We start from the raw sequence: 26769 nt of genomic DNA, 5'->3' as shown, positions 1-26769 counted from the left end.
TGTTCCTCTTGTTACATCGTATCCTTCTGAAAGGGATTTACTTTTTTCCACTGCGTTATATTCAAAACATCAAATGCATATTTGAATGTCTTTCAAGAGAGTGATGTCCATTTTGAATAAATTTCCACGTTTCCTGATAGGTTCCCCGAACCGCAATATCCGCAGAACCAATCCGTCGGAGAAAGCCTTCCAGATCTTCCTCGTATTTCTCCGCAAAATCATCGGCAAGTTCCATTTTTTCATCGTCCGACATATCATCCGCAATTCCATACAATGCATGTTCCAGATTTCTCGAATTATAAAAAGCACGGTATGGTATTCTGTGAACACTTGTTGTATGGCTCAGTTTAAAAAGAATGTCACTTTTTCGATGATTTCTCTCCCGAATGAATCCTACATCCGGCGTTTCAATGTGATCTAAGTAATACTTTATGGAGGTCATCTGTTTCGCTTCCCTGACGTCCTCATCCAGAATACAGACACCATCCATATCCAATATATGAAAAATCTGCTTCATATCCGCATCGTGATAACCATACCGGTTCATCATGATATGGATTTGCTCATCAATCACCCGGATGATATTGCCGGCATTGACATATTTCTGCAACGTGATGTCCCCATGAATAACCACAAATTGGATTTCCTCCGAAGAAAAATATGCTTTCAGTATAGAACCGATTGCATCTTCATCTGTCGGACCTTCTACGATGATCGCAATAACCTTCTTCTCAGTCTTAGCCATTTGCAATCCTCCTGCCAGCCTTCCGGAATGCACGTGCTATCTTTAGACTATCCGTTTCTTCATACAGTTTTTCGTTCTGTCCCCCCAAAGTAATGCTCCGAATATACACATCCCGAAGATTGTTTGTATTTTTCACATTTTTCATATGAATATATCGTTTCTGTGGGTTCGCCGTAGAAAATACAATGCTGTCTTTATTCAGCATTTCCAGCGGGCGGAGATTATGCGACGTAAAGATCAGCTGTCCCTTTGCGCTTTTAGCAGCTATCGACAGAAGTTCGCCAAACATATACTCAAATATTCCGGAATCCATCTCATCGATTACAAGGCAGATCGACGGATTAGCGAAAAGTTGAATCATAGCATTCAAAATAGAAACGATCTTGATAATACCTTCGGATTCCATACGGATTGGGATGGCCGGAAGATCATAATGCTGTGCCAACAGTTCAACACGGTGTCCCTCTTGTCCGTCTTCCAACGTCTGCACACCAAGATCTTTCACAAGAATGTTCATTCCCGGAATAATAGTGAACAGCACAGTGTTAATATCAGCAATAATCTTATTAAGTACTTCCAGCTTATTAAGATCAATCAGCGTCGGTTCCCGAAGCGAAACAGCAAAATCCCCTTTGATTCCACTATTTTCTTCATCAATTCGGAATGCCATCGGCAAGGCAATGTTTGCCGTAATATATCCGGAATGAGTATTCCGGATAACAAAGAGGTCTTTTACTGCAAAGGTAAATAACGCCGAAATAATGATTGCATAGTCCCATCTTGCCCTTCCGGTCTCGTCGCAGGACAGAAAAATTTCTCTGCTGTTTTCACCGAAGATATAGGAGCATCTGCTTTTCTCCGCTATTCTCTTTGCGACAATTAAATTGATTGTCGCATTCGGGACTTGTTTTATAATCTCATCATATCTTTTTTTCGGAGTGAATGCTTCAGACTCTCCGGTCTGAAAGCTGAGAAATGTTGTTTTGTTGGTACGTTTATCTGATGTAATCGTTGCGGAAGCCAGCGACTCTTCTGATATTTTTACCATTTCACCGTCCCGCGATATGACCACGGAATAGGTGACATCATATACTGCGTTTTCACAAAATACCGTAAAGACTGCCTGAATTTGCGCCGTGTCTTTTCTTGAATCGATATAATCAGACCAGCTTTTATCAATACTCTTTCCGCAAAGCAACATTTGGAGGAAATGAATTGTATCAACAACCGCTGTCTTACCGGAACCATTTTGACCATATATGCCCAGAATTTCCGCCTTGTCATATGTCATCTCTTTATTGAGTGCAAATGGCATCTGAATCTCACCATCCTCAACATTCTTTATGTTCCTGATCGCAAGAGTCTGAAGACGTACGATGGGTGTTCTCATAATAATTCCTCCATCACCGGCTTTATGGGACACGAAAATACTATAATCCACGAGCTAAACTAATAGTGTTCATAATTTCCGGCAATTTTCTATATAAGATCATTGTATTCTTACTGCATTATAGATCATTCCCGGAGGAAATATCAACTTTATTTGTGATTCGAAATTTTATATTCCATTCTTTTCAAAATAACATCTCTTGATTTGTTTTTTAAATTCATTTTCCGTCAATCCGTCTTTTCCACCGTACGTCTTTTCTATGTGATTCATTTCAATTGAATTCTTTCTCTTGCACTCTATGTCATCCGTTCTCCGCTTTCTTCCTCAAAAACGAATACTCCGGATTGAGCACAATGTTATGTCCGCCGGACACTTCGAGTGATGTTCCGTTCACATAAGAGGACACGGGACTTGCCAGAAACAGCACCGCTTTTGCGATCTCTTCGGGATCTGCCATGCGGCGGAGAAGATTGTTCTCCATCAGATGATCCAACGCCTCTTTCGTAAATGTGGAGGCGACCAGCGGCGTCATTGTATATCCCGGCATCAGGCTGTTGACTCTGACATTGTACGCGCCGTATTCACCGGCCACAGTCCGGGAATACTGCACCACCGCCGCTTTCATCGCCGCATAGATGGTCGAACGCCCTGTGGTTGCCGCGCGGGCGGCAAGGCTCGCGATATTGACGATACTTCCGCCGTTCTGTTTCATAAAGGAAAATGCCGCCTGCGTGCCGAAGACGGTGGCCTTAAAGTTTGCCGCGATCAGAAAATCCAGTTCCCCGTCCGTGTATCCTTCTCCTGCTCTCGCCCGGTTGGTTCCGATATTGTTGATCCAGGCAGCAATGGACCGGCTGCTGCTCTTTTCCGCTGCAAAAGATGCCAATTCCGATACCGCCTGTTCATCCGTACCGTCCAGAACCAGTCCATGGATCCGGTTCCTCATGGTTTCCGCCGTCTGACCATCCACTTCCGTATGACACAGTTCCTCCACTGCCTGTTCCACTTCATCCCGATTTCTGGCATTGAAGGTGACGATCGCGCCTTCTTTCAGGAATTCTCTGCAGACCGCAAAACCGATCCCCTTGCTGCCTCCGGTCACAACAACAGACTGATCTCTTAACTCATAATCCATTTTCCCGCTCCTTTTTATCACTGTATGCCTATCTGTATTATATGTTTTTGTTTTCCATCATATACCTATTCTTGATTTATGCAAGTTTTTTATATCTCCGACACCGTTTTTTCCCGTTTTCGCAGCAAACGCAGAGGACAAAGCAGGCTTGAACTGCGCTGAGTTCTCACGCAAAAGAACAAAGTCCGCGAAAAAAGCAGCCATCCGCTTTATTTCATCCGGGAAACAAAGCAGTATGGCTGCAAATTTCAGTATTCAAACTCCTGTAGAATCTCACGGTTGCATTCCATCGATCTGCTTTACAAGAAGCAGGTTCTGTCTATGCAATGTGCCATGTCTTATCGAGTATGCATTTTGTATTACACGATCTCCAGATCGTTCCGGTCCTTCAGCATGTAGCTCTTCAGCGGAGTAAGGCTCGCCACATAGTAGAGAAGGCCACCGAAGATCGCGTCGAAGCCGCTTCCGGTTGTCACGAGGAAGATCGGGCTCTGCGCGGTCGCTGTGATCGGATTGTATACGAAGAATACGGTCACAACGCAGGAAATGATGACGCACGCCAGGCCGACCAGATTGAAGCCGTCCGTGAACTCATACGCGTCATGGCCCTGCATGTGATATGCGGATTTCAGCGAAATCTTTCTGCGCTTTACCATCATGTAATCGACGATGGACATGCCGATGATCGGCGCCTGAATAAATGCCGCAATGGAGATAAACGCACCGAAGTTCTCTTCTACTCCGCCCCATACGGTCAGGAACGCCACATAGATGCCGGTCAGAATGACGAGCATGCGGTAGTTAAGTTTCGGAAGACCGCTCTTGATGATCATACAGTTGACGTAAGATCCGGTTCCCTGTGTGCCGACATTGGCAAATGCCACAAGCAGAAGGGAAAGAAGCGCGAAACCGCCGCCGCAGAGTGTCGCGAGCATTGCGGTCGGATCACTCTCGTAAACACCGGTGCGGACAAACATGGCCAGCGCCATAACGCCGCCCGCAAATACGAAGAACGGTGCCACAACGCCGTAGGCAAGTGTGGTCGCCCAGTAACCGCTGCGCTCGGTTCTCGCGAGGCGCGGCATAACCAGCGCCTGCGTGGACCAGGAGAACGCAAATGCTACATTTCCCTCCGCGGAAACCATAAAGTTCATCAGGGGACTTGTACCCGGCTCAAGAACCGGCTGAACATTCAGGATGTCGCTCAGCGGAACCGCGCTGAAGCAGAGAAATACGATGATGACGCCGACGCCGAGAAGCGCGGTTACAAGGAAACGGTTCGTCCACTTGATGACCTCCGGTCCGCCGACTGCGATCAGGCAGCCGAGGAAAACGCACAGAACGCCCAGAACCGGTTTCCAGACCGTCGGATCGAGGGCGAGTCCCATGTTGCCCGCAAGGTTGATCATGGACGAGGAGAAGAGGCCTGCTGCCACGGCATACCAGCCGAAGTTTGCAAGGCTGATGACGGTTGCAAGGATGGCAACGCCCTTCTGTCCGAGAACGGAGCGGAGCCAGATCCAGAGGTCAATGCCGTAGCGAACGGCGAAGAGCACCGGAAGGCACTCGAGGGTTACCCAGATCAGATTAAAGCAGAAAATGTTGATGAGCATCTGCTTGAAACCGAGGTACTGAGCGACATACGCGCCCTGGGTGTAGCACCAGGTTGCGATCGCGAAGCCGCTGGTGGAAAGAAACAGATCGAGGAAACTGTACTGACGGTCCTTTTTCAGCATCGGAACGACGCCGGTTACCGTTTCCTGAGCGATATAATCGGAATGGTTCATTGGTTTTACTCCTTTTTGTCCGGAATGACTGCGGACGGATTATGAAATAATGCTACAGAATATGGTCATTCAATGCATTTCTTTATCTTATGTCTTTTTCATTGAATGTTCCCGCTATGCGAATCCGATTACCGGATTGCGCCCGTCATACACATGGCGATCAGCACAAAGCTGACCACGCAGATTCCGGTGATCATTACCCAGTCGATGGTTTTCAGCTGCTTCGGAAATTCGTATTCCGGCTTCTCCATCTCCGCAAGGCGCTTTTCGGTCTCATCGTAGATGAGCTTTCCGATATCATTCGACTTGCTGTCTGCATTTACTGCGGCATTCGGCATGCTGCCGGTTAATTCATTTGCCATAGGTTCCTTCCTTTCATTGTTCTGGTTATTATTCATATTCTCATCCTCAACTCTGTTTTACCGTTGTTTTGTGGCACCGGTATTTCAGTTGGTTTCATACATCGCAAGCGCTGCTCTTCCGTACATCTTTGTATGACGGTACCAGAGATACATCCACTCGCCGACAGTCTTGCCGACGCTGTCCTGATACAGGGACCATACAAACCAGTAGTAGGATAAAATGCCGGCGTACGCCATGTAATGGCGCATCACCTCATCATCCGGCACTTCGTCGAAATAGGTAGTGATGAGCTTTTTCGCCTCATCCACACTGTAATCGGAGCAGGCGATGAAGGTTCCGAGATCGACCGCCGGATCGGCCATGCCGGAGTATTCCCAGTCGATCAGGTACATTTTCCCGTCTTTTCCGATCAGGAAGTTCGGATCGTAGCTGTCCGCATGGCAGAGCGTCTTCTCCACGCCGTCCGCATCCGTATATCCGCGGAGCTTCTCAATCATCTGGGCCAGTTCCGGCGCATCGGCAAAATCATCGCGGTTGCTCGCCCGAAGCGTCTCCTCGAAGGTTTTGATCTGTTTCCAGATATCAAACTCAAACCCGGTATCCACGCCGGCCGTGTGCAGCTTTCGCAGCATCCGCATGGCTTCTTTGACCTGCTCATCGTTGTGATAATCGAGCGTTTTCGCGTCCTCAACGAAGTACGAGATCTTCCAGCCCTCTTTCGCATCCATGTAGATGAAGGTGTCATCCAGCCCGAGCTTCCCGGCCGCATCCATGGATCTCGCCTCACTCTCACGGTTAATGTAGGCGTTCGTGCCGACACCCGGATGGCGGTATACATAATCTCTGCCCTTGCAGGTAAAGAAGAAGCTGAGGTTGGTCAGGCCCGTCTTGATCGGATGGATGTGCTCAATATCCTTCTCTTCGCAGTGAAGCACGCCGCAGATATTCTGAAAGATCGCGGAGTGGGTGTGATTCCAGTAGGACTCGTCGAACTGACGGAGTTCATCCAGAGAATCAAATTCTTTGATCTCCTCCTCATCATATTTGCGAATGTAAAGATCCAGTTCTTTGATGTGCTGGATGTAGAGATCCTCCCAGAGCATCTGTCTGGTCGCCGGCTTCTCATACTCATTTTTCAGAATTTCCGTGAAGCGGCGGCTGAATTCGCGGTCCCAGTATACATGTCCGAGCATGTACCATGCGCTTCTTCCGCCGATATCCACTCTGGTGATGCGGCCGTCGCGGGCGGTGGTCAGGCAGTACTCGTCGGTCTCGCCCGGCGCATAGACGGCGGAATAATACGCCCGGTAGACGTATTTTTCAAACGGGTTCTTCGTAAAATAGTTGTCGGAAGAACAGATGTAGGTATTGCCCAGATCCTTCAGAACCCGCATGATCGTGGATGTGTTGTTGAAGCGGTAATAATCCTCGTTGACCACGACGTCGATTCCGAATTTGTCAGCCAGATAGAAGAGCTTTTCCTTCATATATCCGGTCACAAGAATGATGTCGCGGATGCCCGCCTCCTGAAGCTGACGGATCTCACGCTCGATGAGAAGTTCGCCTTTTACTTCCATAAGTGCCTTCGGCTTCTCGTAGGAAAGCGGCGCAAACCGGGTGCTCATGCCGGCAGCCATGATGACCGCATTCTGGACGCGGTACGGTTCCAGCGCCTTCCGGCCGTTCTCAGTGAGGACATTTTTCTCATCGATGAGCCGCTCGTCTTTGAGCGCAGCCAGAAGCTGGTTAGTCTTGCCGAGGGCAAAGCCGACCGATTCGGCGATCTCCCGCTGCGTGTGTTCCGCGCTTCCGCCTTCTTTTTCAAGGTAAACCAGAAGCTTAAACTGATTTTCTGATAACATGTTATTTCCTCTTTTTGTTCTGATGAAATCCGTGGCATTGCTTTCCCAACGGACAACGTAACGCTCCCTGCGTCACCTGCGGTATCGCGTGAGTCCTCTCTTACGGTATCTCCCATGGCGTTGCTTGCGGTATCTCCTGCGGCAGCGCTTGCGGTATTCCGTATGTATCCGCGCGGAGTATCTCATGACGGATTCGCATCAGTCTTTTGTGTTCACATTTTTTAAAACTCACAAAAATTATGAACATGCGGTGAAAAATCTGCTCCCGTTTCCGCAGAAACAGGAGCAGTCTCTAAAAAAACCTCATGTATCATATCACATTTCCGGGAAAATGGGTATGACATTTTAATTTTTGTCTGCCTTGTCGGTTATATCTGCTTTGTCTGTCTTATCTTTTTTGACATCGTAGATGATCTTCGACTTCTTTGGTTTCTTCGCCACATCCAGCGGGTCGGTGCTGTTCTCCGCCGTTACCGTCCAGTTCTTCCGGTTCCACATATCATCGTGAACCGCAAACCAGGTCGACGGCGTGAACTGCGTTCCATTGTTCGTGGACGCGTCCCAGTCATCGGAACCGATGATATACTGCGGATGTGCGGTCTTCTCACGGTTGTCGATCACCTTTCCGGTAAACGGGTTCACCGGATTCTCCACGACATCCTTCAGCGCGAGTGTCGGCGTGTCCGCATTGGTCATAAATGTCTCATCGGTTTTGAATCCGGTCGCGCCAAAATCCTTCACCATCAGCAGCGGTGCATAGGACTCGGCATCGTAGAGATTGCTGGATCCGTCGTCGAGGGTCAGCGCATCGAACTGCCACAGATTTCGGCCGTGGTCGGCAACCAGAATGATCTTCGTGTTGTCGTAGACGCCGTTCTCCCGCATGAAATCGAACCACTTTCCGAGCTGGATCATGGACGCCATATTGACCTCATAGTGTGCAAGGCGTCCTTCCGTGTGGATGATCATGTCGCGGTCTTTCGGAAGTGTTTTGTGTTCGATGGAACCGTTCTTCAGATCAAAGCGGTCGCGATGCGCCTCATCGTACTCCGTATTGTCGACATTGTCCGCCGGTTCGTAAGCCGGTTCCTGAAGCAGCATCGGCTCGTGCGTGGAATCGTTCGTCATCATGAGGAAGGTGCCCTTGCTGCCTGCTGCGCCCACGTTTTCGTTCTGTCCGGCCTGTGCGGCGCTGCCTGCTGCCGGAGCGTCAGCTTCCGAATCACCCTCTCCTACAATCTCCGTGATGTTCGGCAGATTCTTTAATACATTGAATGTATTCATAAATGCCGCTTTGAGGCCCTGGCTTCTGGAAATTCCGTCCTGCACCTGCGCGCCGTAGGCCGCCACTTTCTGCTCGGACTGGTTATACCGTCCGTTCTGATAGAAATACGGCTGAACGATCACCGGCATGACTTTCGTGAGACCGAAACAGAAGAAATTGCGGTTCAGGTCGCGGACCTCCGCCGCTTTTTCCTCCGGATCATTAAAGCTTCCTTTTGTGTTAAATGCACGGATATCCGGATAGTCATCATAGATCGTCAGATCCGGTACCCATGCATAGCTCGCGTACGTCGGATCACAGACCGTGACATCGTAACCGTTCCGGTCAAAGAGAACCGGCATCACCTTGAGCGCCTCGTTCTGCTTGTCCGCGAGAAGCTCTGTCTTCCGGCGGTTCATCTCCGCCGGCGTATACTCATACCCGCCGAAGAGTCCCGGCGTTCCGAAGATGGTCGAGCCTCCGAATGAGATCGTATTCGGATAGTAGGTAAATCCGTCAAATTGTTTCTTTAATTCCGGTTTTTCATTAAATATATATGGTACAAACGGTCCCATACCGCGGTCGAGCATAAGAACGATAACATTTTTTCCGGTCTTGCTGAGCGGAATCGTCGCCTTCTGCGCTTCGCCCTGCGCGAGGAGACTTTCCGCCTGCGCTCTCGCCTCTTCCACCGGTCCTCTCGCGGTGACAAGCTGGAAAACGGTCATCGCGGAGATCGCAAGCGACGCGGCCAGAACCGCGCCGCGGATATGAATGCGGATACGTGTGAAGCTGCGTAAAAGGATGCCTGAGTGGATCTGTGGGCGGTGGCCGGCGCCAGTGCCGGAATAATCACGATAAACAAACACGATCCCTGCTGCAATCAGCAGCATGAGTACGGTATTGAGGATCCTTTCCACAAGCGAAAAGCTCATTCCGTCATCGTACTGGAGCGCCGTCGAGAGATTGCCGAGCCCCCGACCGAAGAACATATAGTTCACAAGAGCCGCAAGGCAGGCAGTCACCATCAGGCGCTCAAAGATCACCTTTCCGCGATGATTGGCCAGCCAGTAAAAGACTCTCATCCAGACACAGAAAAAGCCGACGGCGATGCAGAAGCTTGAGCCGACATACCACAGCGGATTGTGAAAGTCGTGAATATCTATGAATTCCTGCGGCGATGCCTGAATGATGGCGGCCGGGATCGCACCGCCGATCAGCACCGCGAGGAAGAAGCCGCAGGTGCGGAAAAGTCCCGGATTCGGTGTCGCACCCGCCGCGCCGGTCCGTTCCCCCGAAGCGGCATCATTTCCGTCCGGAGCGGCATCATTTCCATCCGGCGCAGCAGTCTTTCCGTCCGGAACAACAGTCTTTCGGTCCGGAACAGCAGTCATTCCATCCGGAACAACAGTCTTTCCGTCCAGCTCCGCAGTCTCATCTGCCCGTCTCTTTCTTCTGCGTTTTTCAATGATCTTGTAGACAATCGTCTTCACCAGTGAAAAGAGGTTATTCAGTGTCCAGTAGAATACCAGTCCCGCCGGGGAGGTATAGAGGAAAAAGAGGAAAAACAGCGCCATCACGTTCAGCTGAATTTTCGTCTTTAACGGATACCCTTTTGTGAAGATCGCGCAGGAGATCAGATTCACACCCGTCATCAGAAACGGGAGAACATTGATCCGTGTTCCGAATGCAAAAAGGAGCGCGTCCGGTGCGCCGAGGTCCGCGATCGGGCCGAAGCTGACACCCTGAATCGTCACCAGATTCGAGAGAAACCGGTACGCCGAGATAAAAAACGGGATCTCAAGGAACAGGGAAACAGAGCCTTTGATCGCATCCGTCGGACGGTAGTTGTTCTGACGGTAATAGGCGTTCAGCATCATCATGCGCTCGTCGCCGTCGAACACCTTTTTAATGTGATCGACTCCGCGCTTCAGCTTTTTCTCCATATCCCGCGCTTCAGCCTGAACCGCGTCCGCGCGGTCATAGAGCGGAAGCACCAGGATGTTGATTGCAAGACTCAGGGCTATGATGGAGAGCCCCGGATGATGCGTAAACCGGTTTGCAGTGACAAAGATGACCTCAAAGAGTAGCCGAAGCGGCTCGATGAGAATCGTGTAAAGAATATCAATCATGTTCATAATCGTAACAGTTCCAAATTCTGAAAGCAATCGATGGACCCGCATGATTCTGCACACGGATCCATCCATACTATCTGTTTATTTTTTTCTGTATTTCATCCCTTCCCATGAGGAAGAAATATTTCCGCGGATTGGTCATTCTCGCGGGTTCGTCTTTCCCACGGATTTGTCATTTCCGCGGATGCGTCATTCCCATGAATCGTCATTTCCGCGGATGCGTCATTCCCGCAGTTCGGTTTTGTCCGTCCGGGATTCTTCCGGGAAGACCGCCTTGTGGTTCAGCACCTTCCAGTTATCCGGATTCCAGATGTCATCCCTCACCGCAATCCAGGTGTCCGGTTTATACTGCGTACCGTCGTTGACATTGATATCATAATGATTCGACGCAAGGATGTACTGCGGATGCGCCGTCTTCTCGGCGTCCGTGATTTCTTTTCCCGTGAACGGGTTCACCGGATCCGCGATCACATCCTTCACCGCCAGCACGGCGGCATCGGCGTTGGTCATAAAGGTGCTGTCCGTGGTAAATTCCTTCGCGCCGAAATCCTTCACCATCAGAAGCGGACAATAATACTCCGCATCGTAGATATTTTCCGAACCCTTATAGGTGTCATATCCATCGAGAATAAGCTGAGGGAAACGATTTCTGCCAAAACCGTGGTCGGAGACAAGGATGATTTTCGTGTTGTCGTAGACGCCCTGATCCCGAAGATAGTCAAACCATTTTCCGAGCTCCAGCATCACGCCCATGTTTGTCTCGTAATCGCCATACTGCAGCGATCCCTTGACCTCCATCTTCCGGCCGTTCACGGTGAAGCGCTTCCGGTGCGCCTTATCGTAGACAGTATTGTCGATGGAGCTGCTCACCGTGTAATCCGGCTCCTGCAGGAGAACACTGTTGTGCGTTGAATCGTTCTGCATCATGAGAAATGTTCCGGCGCCGGTGTTTCCGGGATCGGATTCCGCACTCGGTCCGGCATCATTTCCCACCACTTTCGTGATCTCCGGAAGCTTCTGCAGCACTCTGAAGCTGTCCATGAAGGTCTGGTTGATTCCCTCCTGCTGGGAGGTTCCGTAGATCACCTGACCTTCGTCCTCCGATTCCGCAAGCTTTGCACCCGGCGCCTGATTGTACTTTCCGGCGTTGTAGAAATAGTTCTGCGCAAAGAGCGGGGAGGATTTCATCAGCGCATAGAGGAAGAAATTCCGCTGATTGTCCGCGCGGACGCGCTCCGCACCGCTGTGGTCGCTGAATTTCCCCTGTGTGATATAGGCGTGAATATCCGGATAATCATCGTAAATGCTGATATCACTGTTCCACTGATAGTTCGCGTACGGCGGGTCCGTAACAGTCACATCATATCCGGCCTGTTCAAACATTACCGGAAGCACGCGGAGCGCTTCGTTATGCTTGTCACAAAGGTTTTCCTGATCGCGCTTATTGAGTTCCACCGGCGTGTATTCATATCCGCCGAAGAGTGCCGGCACGCCGAAATTCGTATGACCGCCAAAGGAAACCGTATTCTCATAATAGGTGAATCCTGCAAACTGTTCCTTCAGTTCCGGCTTCTCCTGCATCAGATACGGAATGTGCGTGCCGAGGGCACGGTCCAGCATGAAAACAATGACATTTTTCCCGTTCTTTGAGAGCGGAAGAACCGGATCGGCATCGGTTGCCCGGATCGCATTCTTCTGCAGTGACCGTGTGCTCCCGTCAATTCTCTGTCCGTGGACAACCGTCATCACGCCGAGGGCAATGACGCCGGTGAGAATGCCCATGGAAAAGTGTTTCTCCGTCTTCCGGAAATGAAGAAAAACGAGGACTCCTGCGCCGGCCGCAGTCACTGCCGCCAGATTGAGAAGAATGTCCGGCATCAGGATATTCGGCACTTCATCATACCGGAGCGAATTGCTGAGGTTTCCGTAATCTCCCGGAAAGGCCATATAATTTACGGTCGCGGCCGCGCAGCAGACCGCAAGAACCCGCTCCAGCGCCAAACGTCCGTCCCGGTTCGCGATCCCGTAAAATACGCCCATCCAGACCAGAAAGAATCCGGCGGCCGTAAGAAGAGAAATCGCGATATAAAGGAGCGGATTGTAATAGGAAAACGTCGAGACGAATTCCTGCGGACTTGCCGCGATGACACCCGACGGGATATGACCGCCGAGAAGCAGCGTCAGGAAAAGACCGCAGAGACGGAACCGAACCGCGTTCGGCTCCATTTGCCTCCGGCCCGGCCGGTCGGAATGCCGCGCTGTGATGCGCTCCGCCATCCGGAGTTCATACGCCATCCGGAAGAGCGGCATCATAAACCCGACGCCGATGATGGCAGTGACAATCCGGCGTTCCGCAATATTGTCGTAAAAGAGGAGGCCATAGACTGCCAGCGCCGCACCGCACACGGCAAAGAGCACCGCCAGCACCTCTCTAGGATGTTTTAATTTATAGAAGATCGTCTTGATCAGCGAAAAGAGGTTGTTCAGCGTCCAGTAAAACACAAGCCCCGACGGCGAGGTGTAGAGGAAAAACAGAAAGAACACCGCCATGGCGTAAAGCTGTATCTTTGTGCGGACCGGATATCCTTTCGTGAAGATCACACAGGAGATCAGATTCACCGCCGTCATGATGATCGGGAGAAGGTTGACCGGCTGCGGCAGGGCCCCGATTGTGATCAGGCCGTCCGCATTTCCCAGATCGGCGATCGGTCCGAAACTCACACCGTGAAGAGTCTGCAGTCCGGACAGAAAGCGGTAGGCCGCGATAAAGAACGGGATCTCCAAAAACAGGGAAATGGATCCCTTGAAGGCATCCGTCGGCTTATAGCTGTTCTGGCGGTAATACGTCTGCAGCACCATCATGCGCTCGTCGCCGTGAAACACTTTTTTGATGTGCGCGACACCCCGGTGAAGTTTCTTTTCGATGTCGCGTTCTTCCGCCTGCACCGCATCGGCGCGGCGGTAAAGCGGGAGAACGAGGAAATTCATCGTAAGACTCAGCACGATGATGGAGAATCCCGGATGATTCGTAAAACGGTTCGCCGTGACAAAGATGATCTCGAAAAAGAGCTCCAGCGGCTTGATCAACAGGGTGTACAGAATCGCCGATACGCTCATCCCTATGCCTCCTTATCCGGACGTTCCGCAGGATTCAGTTCACGGTATTTCTTCATCAGATAATCCACCGTGCGGACCGCGCCCTCGCCCATGTGCTCCCACGCCTCGCTTCTGGCTTCGTCTCTGCCTTTCGCGTAGCGCGTGTCATTCAGGCATTCGTCGATGATCGAGTGCAGCATCGGCAGATTCAGTCCGTTCAGCTCATGACCGATGCGCGGAAGGATTCCCGTCGTCCAGAGCGGCGTATCCAGCCACCAGGCGTCATAGACACTGGTGTCAATATTGGCTGCCGTGTAGATAACCGGCTTATCGTAAACCATCGCAAATTCAAAGATAACGCCGGAGAAATCGGAGATCAGAATGTCCGAGCGGCGAAGAACCTCAAAGTTGTCATTGTCACGGTTCCACTCGATCCGGTCGGATTCCGGATATTTCTTCATAATGGTCTCGATCATGTCCTTCTCCGCAGTGTAGGACTGCGGGTGCGGGCGGACAATGATGTGATATCCGGTCTCCAGAAGCACCTTCAGAATCTGATCGCCGTATTTGGAGAAGATCGCTTCCGGCCCCCAGGACGGCGCAAGCAGCACGGTCGTCTCATGTTTCGGCGCCGGTCCTGCCTTCTCAAAGCGCACTTTCATCTCATCCATGTACGGGATACCGACCTCGACCAGATCCTTTGCCGGGAGATTGCGGAGTTTTTCGAGATTCCGCACATCCGTCGCCTGATACTCCCCGGAAAGAAGGATGGAATCGTAATAGTCGATGCCGAACATGCGGTAGAGCGTCGCTTCGCTCGCCGCATGAAGAATGTGGACATAGCACTGCACTTCTTTGGAGCGCTTCCACTGATAGACATCCAGTCCCGGCGTCGTGGAGAGGACAATGCCGGCTTTCAGGAAATTGAGTTTCGCAAACGCGCGGTTTCCCTCACCGATGAATTCGCCGCGAATGTGCGGATACGGATTCTGAAGGCCCGGATCATCCGGCGATGCCGTCATGTAGACGACGTCCACGCCGCGCTTGTCAAACTCCCGAAGAACAGGTTCGAAGATATTCCAGTACCGCTTGTGATCGGCAAACACCACAAACGGAATCCGGTTCGCATTCATGTCCACCTTTTTTCCGCCGCTCAGGATGAATCGGAGCTTAACGATCAGCATCCGCGCGGAATAAATTCCCGCACCGACAAGTCCGATCAGAATAGTAAACAGCATGCTTCCCGTGCCTGGGTCAATATATAATCGCATAAGAAACTCCCTTTATCTGTAAATATCGCTATGTGCGCTGTGACTCTGCTCTGCCTTTCCCGTGCCCTGGTGTTCCGGGACGTTTGCGTACAGGATCAAAGTCCTCCAGCGGACTTCGGCTCCCCATCCCCGCGGAGCATTTTTTATAGAAAATGCCGAGTGCTTTCCTATGAAATAAAACAAAGCAGACCGTGCGAACACAGTCTGCCCTATTATATACTTATTGTTATGTTTTTGGAATAAGGTTTCACGTTTCTTCGGATTGTTTATTGTTTCCGGCAGTCGTTTCCAGTCATTGTTTCCGGAGATCATTCCCGGTCATCGTTCCCGGTTATCGTTTCCGGGGATCGATCCCGGTCATCATTCCCGGTTATTGTCCACGGCAACAGCTCCCGGTAATCGGAGATAAACCGATCGCAGAGTGCGCGGATTTTCTCACGATCCGCCCTGCTTGCCGCATCCTCCACTCCGATGGTGAAAAAACCGTCCTGCTTTGCGCTTTGGGCTGCAAAATAGGTGTCCTCGAAGACAGCGAATTCCGATGAAATGCAACGGTTCCGTTTTTTCGTTTTCCCGCTCTGACTCCGCTCCGGTAAATGACGCATTTCTCCTGTCCCGAGGCGGTCTTCATCGATCACCCGCTGCAGAATCCGGGCCGCCTCCCGGTAGATCACCGGCTTAGTCTTATCCGTCTGAAACTCCGAGCAGGTCACAATCCCGCAGATGCAGTCATCCAGCCCGAGCCGTCGGAAGGCGGCATAAACCGGTTCTTTTTCATTGCTTGTCGCAAGAATGACCGGAATTCGGTTTTTCCTCAGATTCCGGAGAAATTCCGCCGCGCCGGGCTTTCCGGTGACTTCATCCCGGTAGAAGGTGTCGATGATCGAAAAGATATGCCTGCAGACATCCTCGTTGCTCTCCTGCAATCCGTAATGATCGATCAGATACTGCGCCGCCTGCACCGTCGATTTCGGAAAAAGAATCCGGTCCAGGTCTTCCTCCGCGCAAATCCCTCGTTCCGCCAGATAGCGCCGTCCAAGTCCGGTCCAGATCCCCATGGAATCCAGAATGGTCCCGTCAACATCCATGATGCAGCCGCGAATCTGCTGCGGCAGTATCGCACTGCTTCCTGACGTATGGCTTCTCTCCAGTCTTCCGGATGACATTGCTTTCTGCCCGATCCGGCCGTCCATCGCTTCCCGTCCTGTCTGTTCTTGTGCCTTCATGATGATACTGCTCCCGCTGCGTTTTTTGTTTGTTCGGTCTGCCGGTTTCGCACCTTTTCCGGTTCGGATCGGTGCACTGCAAAGGATGGCTTTTACGATTCGAATCGGTGCGCCGCCAAAGATCGCTTTTCGCTTCGGATCGGCGGCGGTTCTTTGATCTCCGCTTCCGATGTTATGGTCTCTCAGCAGAGTGAACCATACGTTCCACCGCCGTCTTCAATTCCGCCGTCGCCTCATGGATATCTTCTTTCGCAAAGATCGCGCTGATGACCGCCACGCCGGCAATTCCGGTTCCGGAAAGCTCTCCGACATTGTCCTTTGTGATTCCACCGATCGCAATCACCGGGATGGACACGGCCTCCACGATCGCTTTTACCGTGTCATAGCTGACTTCTGTTGCGTCATCCTTCGATCCGGTCGGAAACACTGCGCCGACACCGAGATAATCTGCTCCCGCCTGTTCTGCGCGGATCGCCTGCTCGACCGTCTGGGCGGAAACGCCGAGAATCCGGTCCGGTCCGATGAGAGAGCGGACATTGCCCGCCTCCATGTCACTCTGACCGACATGAACACCGTCCGCACCGACCTTCTTTGCAAGCATAACGTTGTCATCCAGCACAAACGGAATATGGCGTTCCCGGCAGAGAGCCCCGATCTCCCGAGCTTCCTGTTCGAAACGTTCCTCATCCAGTTCTTTCTCCCGGAGCTGAATGAACGTCGCCCCTCCGTCAATTGCCTCTCTGACCTGATCGATCAGTGTTCTTCCGTTCAGCCAGTGGCGGTCGGTGACTGCATAGAGCAGGAGGCTCTCTTTGGTACAATTCATGCTGTCTTCTCCTTTTTTCTCTCAGCAAATCTCATATCTTGCACATTTATTCAGCATCGCGCCGGTCATGTTGTATACGGCATCAATGATACGGTTCCGGTAGGTCGCATTGCCTTCTCCGTCTTCCATGCGGCTCCAGCCGATCTCTCCGGCCACCCCCATCGCGCAGACCGCGGCGGCCGTTGCACCCAGCATATTGCGCGGATTGGAACAGATAAACGCGTTGATCAGCGCGCCAAGCTGACAGCCCGTTCCGGTAACCTTTCCCATCTCTTTTTTGCCGTTCCGGATGACAAAGCACCGCTCCGCATCGGCAACCAGATCGATCTTTCCGGTGATCGCAACGATACAGTTTTTGGCTTTCGCAAAGTCTTTGGCAAACTTCACCATGACGTCCAGATTGTCTTCCGTCACAACGTCCGCAGCCGACGCATCGACACCTCTCGTCGAGCCGGAGCCATCCGCCAACGTCCGGATCTCGGAGACATTGCCCTTGATCACATGGAAATGAAGGGAATCCATGAGCTCCAGCGCCGTTTTGGTCCGATATGCGCTTGCACCTGCGCCGACCGGATCCAGCACCATCGGATGACCGAGCCTTTCCGCAGCTCCGCCCGCGATGTTCATGCCGCGCACTCCCCGTTTGGTCAGTGTGCCGATGTTGATGTAGAGCCCGGAACAGATCGATGTGATCTCCTCGACATCGCGCGGCTCCGCGGACATGATCGGGCTTGCGCCCGATGCCAGAAGCACGTTCGCGACATCATTGACCGTCACATAGTTGGTGATGCAGTGGATCAACGGTGAATTCTGATGAACATTCTCCAGATACTCTCCTAACATAGTTTTCCCCTTTCGTTTATTCGTTCATAAATATCTTCCGTTTTTTGTGCAAACAGGGCAGCGCCCTGACGGACGCTGCCCTGTTTGCATTTGAACTGATATTCGTCAAATCCCTACGTTGGCATTATCCAAATCAGGTTTCGGTCGAAACGGCCCAGTTTCCTCTCAGCCCGCTGCCGCGAGCTCCCGTCAGTTGCAGTATATCTTTATTTCTTCGATGCCGTGTGCTCAGGCCTGAAAGTAGTATCCTACCCCCCATTTGGTGTGAACATACTTCGGATCGCTCGGCTTCGGCTCAATCTTTTCGCGAAGCCTTCTTACGTGAACATCCACTGTGCGCACATCTCCGCCGGAAGCCGCGGCCCGGTTTCCCCATACCAGTTTCAGAAGATCCTCGCGGCTGTAAACCTTGCCCGGATGCGTCATCAAAAGCTCCAGAAGATCAAACTCTCTGGCGGTCAGGTTAATCTCTTTTCCCGCTACAAAGACCCGTCTTGTCTCCGTGTTGATCTCCATGTCCGATGCCTGGATCACCGCTTTTTTTACATCATTTCCGGCACTGGCCTTCTCAATCGCCTTCTGTGCCTTTGACGCGCGCCGCAGGATACCCTTGATTCTTGCCTTGACCTCCAGAATATTGAACGGTTTTGTGACATAATCATCCGCACCGCTCTCAAGTCCCATGATCTTATCCATGTCCTCGCTCTTGGCTGTCAGCAGAATGACCGGCATATCCGAAAATTCCCGGATAGACTGAAGCACTTCCATTCCGTTCATCTTCGGAAGCATCACGTCAAGAAGCACACAGTCATATTCCTGCGCTTTCGCCAGTCCCAGCGCCTCTTCTCCGTCGTACGCACAATCAACCTCGTATCCGTCCTGAAGAAGGCTGAACCGGATTCCCTTTACGATCAGCTTTTCGTCATCCACTACCAGAATCTTAGACATTTTTCTTCCTTCCTGCTGTTCTCCTCATCTACACTGCGATCCGGTCTTTGATCTTCCCGAATGCCCCCTTCTTAATCCCGGGAACTTTCATGATCTCCTCAATGCTGTCAAACGGCTTCTTCGCCCGGTACGCGATGATATCCTCCGCCCGGCTCTTCCCGATTCCGGGAAGCTGTTGAAGCTCCTCTCCGGAAGCGGTGTTGATATTGATTCTGCCGCCATTTAGCGGATAACCGTTCCCCTGCGCAGTCCCTGCCGAATTGGTCCCGCCGGCAATGCCGGCCGCCGCATTCACCGTCTCGTTTTTTCCCGGCACCCGGATCTGCAGACCGTCGCTCACAGGCATCGCAAGATTCACGGAATCCTGTGATGCATCCGGCGCAAAACCGCCCGCTGCCGCGACTGCATCGCAGATGCGGCTCCCTTCCTTCAGGAAAACCACACCGGGCGATACCACATGTCCGCAGACGTAAACCGCAAGTTTTTCCGCATCCGGCCGGTGTTCTCCGGAATCGGGGCCGGAGTCGGGGACTTCTTTGCCGGGTGATGCGGTCTCCTGTCCGTCTTCACTGCTCAAATCAGCCGGATCCGCGCTCTCCATTGACTGCTCCTCACCGTCAATGGTAAATGTTGTCTGTGTTCTTTTTCCCGGACCGGTAAGATATGCCGCGGCCATGATCAGAAATGCCGCCGCAATCACCGAAATCCGGATGCACTTTGTTTTGATCGGATTCATTTTCTCCCTTTCTCAAAAAAGAACGGAGAAAAAAGTCCTGCCTCCCTATATTTTAACGGAGACAGGACTTAATGACAATAGCCGCGGGCATTCTTTCTGCCCGAAAGATACGGACATATATTACTTTCTTCGGGATTTCGCGGCGCGGAGAAGGTGCTCCGCAAGGATCGCCGTCGTGACACCGCCGACGCCGCCCGGAACCGGCGTGATCATCTTCACCTTGTCCAGAATACCGTCAAAATCGGCATCCCCGCTGATATTTCCCTCCTCGTCGACATTGAAACCGACGTCGATGACAACCGCATCCTTCTTGACATACTCGGCGGTGATCAGATCCTTCTGCCCCGCACATGTCACCAGAATATCGGCTTCGCGGCACCGACGGTCCATATCCACCGTCTTGGTGTGGCAGATCGTCACCGTCGCATCATGCTGCAGAAGCATCATTGCCAGCGCACGTCCGACAACCTTGCTCCGGCCGACAATCGTCACATTCTTTCCCTTCAGTTCAACTCCCGCATGCAGAAGGAGACGCACGATCGCCTCCACAATCGCTGCCGCATAGCCTCTTGCGTCCCAGCTGAAGACACGCGCCACATTGATCGGAGAAATGCCGTCGAGATCTTTCATCGGGTCAATGGTGCCGTAAACTTCCTCTTCCGAGATGTGCTCCGGGAACGGACGCATGAGGAGAATTCCGTCGATGGCATCGTCGTCGCTGATCGCCTTGAACTCACGGACAAAGTCCTCCGTCGTGATAGATTCCGGGAAAACGTAGGACTTCGCATCCATTCCGTAGGCCTTCATGCGGCGGACCGCATTTCTCTCATACGCAATGCTGTCCGGTTTCTCGCCGATGCGAACCGTCGCCAGCATCGGTTTTTTCTCCATGGCGGAAGCCTCCGCAATGAGTTTTTCTTTGATCTCCGCGGCCAGCGGCGCGCCTTTTAAAATCTTATTTGTTTCCAAGATGATGTTTCCTTCCTGTTTTCCTTTTTTCTGCTTGCTTATCCAATCATCATGCCGGATATCATCTCCGCAATGTAAACCGCTGCGATGGCCGCCACCGCTACCACGACAAGACTTTTGCCCCGATAGCCGAAGAAGCACGCCACTGCCGTTCCGACCAGTGCCGAACAGATGGATCCGGTCGAGAAAAAGACGTCCGGAAATGTCAGCGCTCCCAGCACCGCATACGGCGTATAATCCAGAAATGACCGGACAAACCGGCTTTTGATCTGTTTTCGAAAGACCGTGACCGGAAGAACCCTCGGCAGGTAGCTGACGAACGCCATGATGGCCACACAGATCAAAACTCTTGTCAGATCATACTGCATGTCTGTCCTCCTTCTCTTCCGTTCCGGTTTCCCCAGCATTTTCCATGAACGTTACTGATTCACTGTCCGGTTCCGTTTCCGCCGCAGATTCTCTCACCGGCGGTTTGCTGTCTGCGGAGCAGGAATCGTTCTCCTCCGGCTTATGGTCTCCGGAGCCGGAATCATTTTCCTCCGACAGATCTTTCGGAAAAAACTTTGCACCGATCGCCGCGCCGAAGACCGTTGCGATAATGATCCGGAATCCCGCGGAAATAAAGGAAAAGGCCGGGACATAGCGCAAAAACAGATTCATTGCAACCGCGCAGATGATCACGATCAGAACATTTCTGCTCTCTCTTGCGGGCGGAATGATCAGCGCAATGAACATTCCGTAGAGCGCAATTCCCATCGCGCTTCGAAGTTCCGGTGTGAGAAGTCCCGTAATGGAAGCACCGGTCCACGTTCCAAGTGTCCATCCGACCGTCGGGAGTGTGATCAGCCCCATCAGATACGGAAAACGGAGTGTTCCCTGCTCCATCGAAGCCACAACAAAGGTTTCATCCGTAATTCCGTATGAAAAAAGGAGGCGCTTCAGCGTCCCCATCTTCTGGTCAATTCTCTGAGAGATGGAAAGCGACATCAGCATATACCGCAGATTGATGATCAGAACGGTGAGCCCGATCTCGACGTACCCTGCCCCTGCAAAGATCAGATTCGTTCCCGCGAACTGTCCCGCACTGGTCAGGTTGGTCAATGAGACAAGCACGGCCACCCACACCGGAAGACCGCCCGCAACTGCCATGAATCCATAGGTAAATGACACCGGAAAGTACCCAAGACCGATCGCCAGACCGTCCTTCAGGCCTTTCCTGTACACCTGTTTCCAATCCATCTCACATTCCGCCCCCTTTGGCGGTCATTCATTTGTTCTCAGTTTCTCTTCCACCCGGCGTACTCCGCATCATGACACCGGTTCAGCCACGCGATTCCGTCTTCAATTCCTTTCTCATCAAAGGAAAATGTCTCTGACTTTTTCTGGTCATCCGGCGTGAAATCATAGGCAAACGGCTCCGGCCACTCGACCACCCGCAGAACGGTCTCTTCTTTCGCATCATCGCCTTCACCGACGGTGACGGAAGCCTTCTCCATACGATAGCGCATCCCCTGATAGCTCCCCGTAAACTTTTCCAGTTTCAAAAAGCTGATCGGCATCACATCGTCCCGTTCAATCATTCCGTCTCCTCTCTGACTATTGTTACATATTGTATCAGAAGTTATGGTTTTTGTTAATAACTATTCCTTCAGGGAATCTTATATAATATCAGGTAATCGTCGTTATTCATTTAATGCATACTGCAGAAAACGCGGATCAAACGGTTCTCCGGGCGGCTTTCTTACCGGAACCGGTATCGTCTCACCACGGCCTGAAGACTCTTTCTGCCATTATATTCATTGATTTCCGGATAATAGACGATGTCCACTGTGGTCCGGCCGCCGCGTTCTTCCTCAAAGCAGTCTCCGTCAGTGAAGACAACCGCTTCCATCGCGTGACCGTCCGGCTCCACCAGCGTCATTTTGACCACATTCCGGTTTTTCCCGAGAACGCGGCAGCTTCGGATACCGAGTCCCGCCTCCGCGAAGATCGGTTTGTCATTGGCCTGGCCGAAGGGCTCCAGCATTTCCAGCTCCCCGATCAGTTTTTCCGAGACATATCCGATCGGCATCGGCACATCGATCCAAATCTTCGCCGTCAGATCTTCCTCGCGAAGACCGCTGTTCTCATTGAGTCTTCTGCGGAACTCATCCACATTTTCCCGATCAATGGAAAGTCCCGCCGCCATCGGATGCCCGCCGTATTTCAGAAGAAGGTCCTTTACTTCCGTGAGTTTTGCGAACATGTGATAGTTTTCGATGGATCGTCCCGATCCCTTGACGGACGTCTCGCCATCGGTCAGTACAATCGACGGCTTCTGATATTTTTCCCTCAGCCGTCCGGCAATGATGCCGGCCAGCGACTCATGACATCCCGGAAGATACACCACCAGAACCTTATCGTTTTCGTACTGCGTCTCCACGATCTCCGACGCGCGAACCGTTTCCTGTTCGGTCATGTCTTTCCGCTCATCGTTCAATTCCACAAGGCGTTTGGACAATTCCTCAATGGTAAACGGATCTCTTGAGAGAAACAGCTCTTCCGCGATGTCCGCCGACTCCAAACGGCCGCCAGCGTTGATGGCCGGTCCCACTACAAAGCCGATCGCATACGAGGTCAGCGTATGCTGTCCGGCACCGGTCTTTTCAATCAAAGCGTGCAGGCCCGGATTCTCGGTGCGCTCCACCGCCGGAAGTCCGTATTTCACGATGATCCGGTTTTCATCTATGAGCGGCATCACATCCCCCACCGTGGCGATGGCCGCAAAATCCAGATATTTCATCCAGTCGCTGTCGGGCCGGCCGGCATTTCGGAAGAGCACTGCGATCAGCTTCCATGCGACCACCGCGCCACAGATCTCCAGGAACGGATATCCGCTGTCCGAGATCTTCGGATCAATCACGACATCTGCCGGCGGAATGATTTCCCGGTCTCCTTCTTTCGGGACCTCATGGTGATCTGTGACGATCACCGTCATTCCGGAAGCTTTTGCCTTCTCGACCTGTGCAAAGGCACTGATCCCATTGTCACAGGTAATGACCGTGTCAATGCCGTCTGCAAGCGCCTCATCGATAATGGCTTCGTTGATGCCATATCCGTCTTTGATCCGGTGCGGAATCCGATGATCAACGTCCGCTCCAAGCATGGACAGGGCTGACACCAGAATATACGTCGAGCAGACACCGTCGATGTCATAATCTCCGACCACACGGATCCGCTTCCCTTCACGGATCTTCTGAAGAAGAATCTCTGCCGCCCGGTCTGTGCCTTTGAGGAGCGCCGGATCATACAGATCCTTCAGAGTCCCGTTGAGATACCGGTCGATGGCCTCATCTCCGACAATCCCGCGGTTGGTTAGAATGCGTGCCAGAACCGGATCAATGCCGAACCGATCCGCGATATGGCGGAAATCCGCTTTTTTTGTGTATACCATCCATTGCTGCGGCGCTGTCTGTGCCATGTCCTTTTGCTCCTGTCTGCGTTATCTGCGTGTTAATCCTGTGCCGGTTTTTCCTGTGCCAGTTATCCCTGTGTATGTTTTTCCTGCGCCATTTTATCCTGTATCTGATGTTCCTGCGGCAGTTTACCCTGTATCTGTCTTTCCGCGGCAATTTACCCGGTATCTGTCCTTCCGCGGCAGTTTATCCTGTATCTGATGTTCCTGCGGCAGTTTACCCGGTATCTGTCTTTCCGTGTCAGTTTATCCTGTATCCATTATCCCGGATCAGTGTTCCCTGCTATGATCTTTTTCTCATAGCGAATCAGATGTGGTATTCTTTCAGTTTTTTTCTTCGCTCTTTGTAATCCGGAAGAATGCTCTCCACAATCGCCCAGAACGACGCAGAATGGTTCATTTCCTTCCGATGGGCGAGTTCATGGACAATCACATAATCCCGGAGTTCCTCCGGCAGAATGGAAAGCCGCCAGTTGAAATTCAGATTTCCTTTCGCCGAGCAGCTTCCCCACCGGGTTCTCTGATTGCGAATCGAGACGCGGCCGTACGTAACGCCCATGCGTCCGGCATAATATTGAAGACGTTCTTTCAGGACCGGAACAAATGCGTTAACCTTTTGTTTCCTCTCATCCTGTGACAATTCTTCCAGCTGTGTTCCATTTTCCCGCTCTGTCAGCTTTTTCGCCATATGCTGCACGATCCATGGAAAATGTTTCCGGGCGAGTTCCTCGACATCCCTCGTCTTTGTCCGCATCGGAGCGCGAAAAACCAGATTGCAGTCACGGCCAATCTCAATAGAGATGGTTGCGCGACCGCTCCGGATCATCTGATATGGAATCCGGTACTCTTCCACCATTTCCAATGCAGAACCGGCCGCATCCGTCTGTTCATCTCCGAATGCCGGAATTCCATTGGCAAAACCATCCGCAAACTTATCCTTATCCGCAGCTCCGGCAATGTTTTTTCCCTCCGCTCCGTCGTCTGGGCTACCGGACGTTCTGTCCGCCAATACCTTACCGGAGCGGCTCAGAAACTCATCCGGTGTATACTCGCGCGGTTTCCCTGCGTTCAGAACGGAAGCAAGCATCTGCTCAAAGGTTCCGCCAAGCTGTCCCGGAAGCGATCCCAGCGTATGTCTTCCCGTAGCAGATTCTTTTTTCGGAATTTTTCTGATCTTGTCTGCGCTGACAAGCAGATCAATCTTCCGATTAAAGTCCGAACTGTCCGGCCATGCCCCAATTTCTCGGATCTTCCTGGGATTTATCCGCAAATACTGCATAAATTGCATCTCCCTCTTCCTGGATTGTCTCCGCACATTCCTCCAGGATCTTCTCAAAACATGCACCGGCCTCTGCCATCGGAGAAGATGCATCCGCACAGTGCGTGACACGAATACAGCCATTGCCGACATTTCCCTTCAGAAGGTCGCGAAGCGCATCCATGGTCATGGCATAATCATTCGGAAACTCAAATTCCTTTGCAAGAATCTCATGAATTTCCTTCTCAGACTGCATTTTATTCAAATCGATTTCAATCAGTTTCATCGTTTTATCCCCCTGTTTGATCGGTTGGTCCAAAACGTAATTATAAATGATTTTATCGGGAAAGGGAACGGTCAAATAACCTCCTCTTTTAAACGCCTCTTTTAAACATCTCTTTTAACCGCTTCTTTTTGTTCAACTGTCTTCTGTCAGAGCGTCTTCTGTCAGAGCGTTTTATATCACAGGGAAATGCGAAGCACTTTCCTATGACATAGAAAAAAGGCTCCGGATTTCTCCGAAGCCTCTCATTATGCGTGTGACATGATTCGAACACGCGACACCTTGGTCCGTAGCCAAGTGCTCTATCCAGCTGAGCTACACACGCATTTCCAACTGATCTCTCAATCAGAACAATGACTATTATATACCTTTCGTTCTGAAAGTCAAGCAAAAATATAAAATTATGAATATTTATTTTCGCGCCGCTGCTGGTCACCGGAAAGTGACATTCCCTCTCAGCAGCGTGTGTAAACCTTGCGGAACGTTTTATGTTCCATGGGTGGTGCGAAGCTCTTTCTTCTCCAATTACTCAAATTTTTTTTGAATTCACAGGTTTTATCATCCTCAGATCGAACGATTGCTGTGAAACAAAAAAAGAGACAGCATACGCTGTCTCCAATCGTGGACCTTCAGGGACTCGAACCCGGGACCTATCGGTTATGAGCCGACTGCTCTAACCAGCTGAGCTAAAGGTCCAAAAAAATGTATAAAAAAAACTCCTCCAGTTGGACTTGAACCAACGACATCGTGATTAACAGTCACGCGCTCTACCGACTGAGCTATAGAGGAATAAAGGTAAATGGTACATACCTTCAAAACTGCTTACTGATTGAAATATCTCCGATTTTTGAAACCTTCTGGATAAGCCCTCGACCTATTAGTGACAGTCAGCTGCATGCATTACTGCACTTCCACCTCTGCCCTATCAACCTCATACTCTTTAAGGGGTCTTACTTCTTACGAATGGGATATCTCATCTTGAGGGGGGCTTCACGCTTAGATGCCTTCAGCGTTTATCCCCTCCCGGCTTGGCTACTCTGCCATAGGATTGATTCCTAACAGATACACCAGCGGCCAGTCCATCCCGGTCCTCTCGTACTAGGGACGGCTCCTCTCAAATATCCTGCGCCCGCGCCGGATAGGGACCGAACTGTCTCACGACGTTCTGAACCCAGCTC

General features: G+C 51.5%; 21 protein-coding genes, 3 tRNA genes and 1 rRNA gene. All 25 read right to left on the bottom strand.

Annotated features, from left to right (window positions below; all coding sequences use genetic code 11):
- Positions 1–61 precede the first annotated feature (61 nt).
- Entirely contained in the window at positions 62–745 is a 684-nt protein-coding gene (locus BR86_RS0112485) for a hypothetical protein (RefSeq protein WP_031474387.1), read from the bottom strand.
- Positions 738–2135 carry an AAA family ATPase gene (locus BR86_RS0112480; protein WP_031474385.1) on the bottom strand — a complete coding sequence of 466 codons (1398 nt, stop codon included), beginning with the start codon at positions 2133–2135 and terminating at the stop codon, positions 738–740. The genes BR86_RS0112485 and BR86_RS0112480 overlap by 8 nt, the downstream gene beginning before the upstream one ends.
- Before the next feature lie 301 nt (positions 2136–2436).
- A complete protein-coding gene (locus BR86_RS0112470; RefSeq protein WP_031474383.1) occupies positions 2437–3270 on the bottom strand; it encodes an SDR family NAD(P)-dependent oxidoreductase in 834 nt (277 codons plus the stop codon).
- 359 nt (positions 3271–3629) lie between these two features.
- The gene (locus BR86_RS0112465) at positions 3630–5057 is read right to left on the bottom strand and encodes a cytosine permease (protein WP_031474381.1); all 1428 of its coding nucleotides are present in this window, start codon (positions 5055–5057) and stop codon (positions 3630–3632) included.
- A gap of 128 nt (positions 5058–5185) precedes the next feature.
- Positions 5186–5419, bottom strand: a complete 234-nt coding sequence (locus tag BR86_RS14830) for a hypothetical protein (RefSeq protein WP_038288728.1) — start codon at positions 5417–5419, stop codon at positions 5186–5188.
- 84 nt (positions 5420–5503) lie between these two features.
- Positions 5504–7282, bottom strand: a complete 1779-nt coding sequence (locus BR86_RS0112455) for a phosphotransferase (protein WP_031474379.1) — start codon at positions 7280–7282, stop codon at positions 5504–5506.
- Positions 7283–7627: 345 nt separating this feature from the next.
- Complete coding sequence (locus BR86_RS0112445) at positions 7628–10684, bottom strand: YidC/Oxa1 family membrane protein insertase (protein WP_031474377.1); 3057 nt, start codon at positions 10682–10684, stop codon at positions 7628–7630.
- Positions 10685–10903: 219 nt separating this feature from the next.
- Complete coding sequence (locus BR86_RS0112440) at positions 10904–13798, bottom strand: YidC/Oxa1 family membrane protein insertase (RefSeq protein WP_031474375.1); 2895 nt, start codon at positions 13796–13798, stop codon at positions 10904–10906.
- A 2-nt stretch (positions 13799–13800) separates the two neighbouring features.
- A complete protein-coding gene (locus tag BR86_RS0112435; RefSeq protein ID WP_031474373.1) occupies positions 13801–15048 on the bottom strand; it encodes a CDP-glycerol glycerophosphotransferase family protein in 1248 nt (415 codons plus the stop codon).
- 308 nt (positions 15049–15356) lie between these two features.
- A complete protein-coding gene (locus BR86_RS0112425; RefSeq protein WP_051684798.1) occupies positions 15357–16274 on the bottom strand; it encodes an HAD family hydrolase in 918 nt (305 codons plus the stop codon).
- A gap of 172 nt (positions 16275–16446) precedes the next feature.
- The gene (thiE, locus tag BR86_RS0112420; RefSeq protein WP_031474367.1) at positions 16447–17100 is read right to left on the bottom strand and encodes a thiamine phosphate synthase; all 654 of its coding nucleotides are present in this window, start codon (positions 17098–17100) and stop codon (positions 16447–16449) included.
- 21 nt (positions 17101–17121) lie between these two features.
- Complete coding sequence (gene thiM, locus BR86_RS0112415; protein WP_031474365.1) at positions 17122–17943, bottom strand: hydroxyethylthiazole kinase; 822 nt, start codon at positions 17941–17943, stop codon at positions 17122–17124.
- Between the two features lie 228 nt (positions 17944–18171).
- Positions 18172–18891, bottom strand: a complete 720-nt coding sequence (locus tag BR86_RS0112410) for a response regulator transcription factor (RefSeq protein ID WP_031474363.1) — start codon at positions 18889–18891, stop codon at positions 18172–18174.
- A 28-nt stretch (positions 18892–18919) separates the two neighbouring features.
- Entirely contained in the window at positions 18920–19627 is a 708-nt protein-coding gene (locus BR86_RS15345) for a helix-hairpin-helix domain-containing protein (protein ID WP_051684797.1), read from the bottom strand.
- A gap of 120 nt (positions 19628–19747) precedes the next feature.
- Positions 19748–20596 (bottom strand): bifunctional 5,10-methylenetetrahydrofolate dehydrogenase/5,10-methenyltetrahydrofolate cyclohydrolase, encoded by an 849-nt coding sequence (locus BR86_RS0112400; RefSeq protein ID WP_031474359.1) that lies wholly within the window; start codon positions 20594–20596, stop codon positions 19748–19750.
- Positions 20597–20634: 38 nt separating this feature from the next.
- The gene (locus BR86_RS0112395) at positions 20635–20964 is read right to left on the bottom strand and encodes an AzlD domain-containing protein (RefSeq protein WP_031474357.1); all 330 of its coding nucleotides are present in this window, start codon (positions 20962–20964) and stop codon (positions 20635–20637) included.
- On the bottom strand, positions 20954–21835 hold the full coding sequence (locus tag BR86_RS0112390; protein ID WP_075034501.1) for an AzlC family ABC transporter permease: 882 nt from the start codon (positions 21833–21835) through the stop codon (positions 20954–20956). The genes BR86_RS0112395 and BR86_RS0112390 overlap by 11 nt, the downstream gene beginning before the upstream one ends.
- 38 nt (positions 21836–21873) lie before the next feature.
- Complete coding sequence (locus BR86_RS0112385; protein ID WP_031474353.1) at positions 21874–22176, bottom strand: hypothetical protein; 303 nt, start codon at positions 22174–22176, stop codon at positions 21874–21876.
- 161 nt (positions 22177–22337) lie between these two features.
- Positions 22338–24056 carry a single-stranded-DNA-specific exonuclease RecJ gene (gene recJ, locus BR86_RS0112380; RefSeq protein ID WP_031474351.1) on the bottom strand — a complete coding sequence of 573 codons (1719 nt, stop codon included), beginning with the start codon at positions 24054–24056 and terminating at the stop codon, positions 22338–22340.
- Between the two features lie 301 nt (positions 24057–24357).
- On the bottom strand, positions 24358–25329 hold the full coding sequence (locus tag BR86_RS16375; RefSeq protein ID WP_242841613.1) for a M48 family metallopeptidase: 972 nt from the start codon (positions 25327–25329) through the stop codon (positions 24358–24360).
- Positions 25259–25594: a barstar family protein gene (locus BR86_RS0112370; RefSeq protein WP_031474347.1), complete on the bottom strand. Its 336-nt coding sequence runs from the start codon at positions 25592–25594 to the stop codon at positions 25259–25261. Before BR86_RS0112370 ends, BR86_RS16375 begins: the two co-directional genes overlap by 71 nt.
- 248 nt (positions 25595–25842) lie before the next feature.
- Positions 25843–25916: transfer RNA gene (locus tag BR86_RS0112365), tRNA-Arg, on the bottom strand.
- 297 nt (positions 25917–26213) lie between these two features.
- Positions 26214–26287 (bottom strand) — tRNA-Ile (locus BR86_RS0112360).
- A 20-nt stretch (positions 26288–26307) separates the two neighbouring features.
- A tRNA-Asn gene (locus BR86_RS0112355) sits at positions 26308–26380 on the bottom strand.
- Between the two features lie 68 nt (positions 26381–26448).
- Positions 26449–26769, bottom strand: a 23S ribosomal RNA gene (locus BR86_RS0112350); the annotation flags it as partial.

It is taken from the genome of [Clostridium] aminophilum DSM 10710, assembly GCF_000711825.1.
Classification (GTDB): Bacteria; Bacillota; Clostridia; order Lachnospirales; family Lachnospiraceae; genus Clostridium_R; species Clostridium_R aminophilum.
The sequence above is the reverse complement of the archived record's forward strand: the minus strand, read 5'-3'. Positions and strand labels throughout refer to the sequence as shown.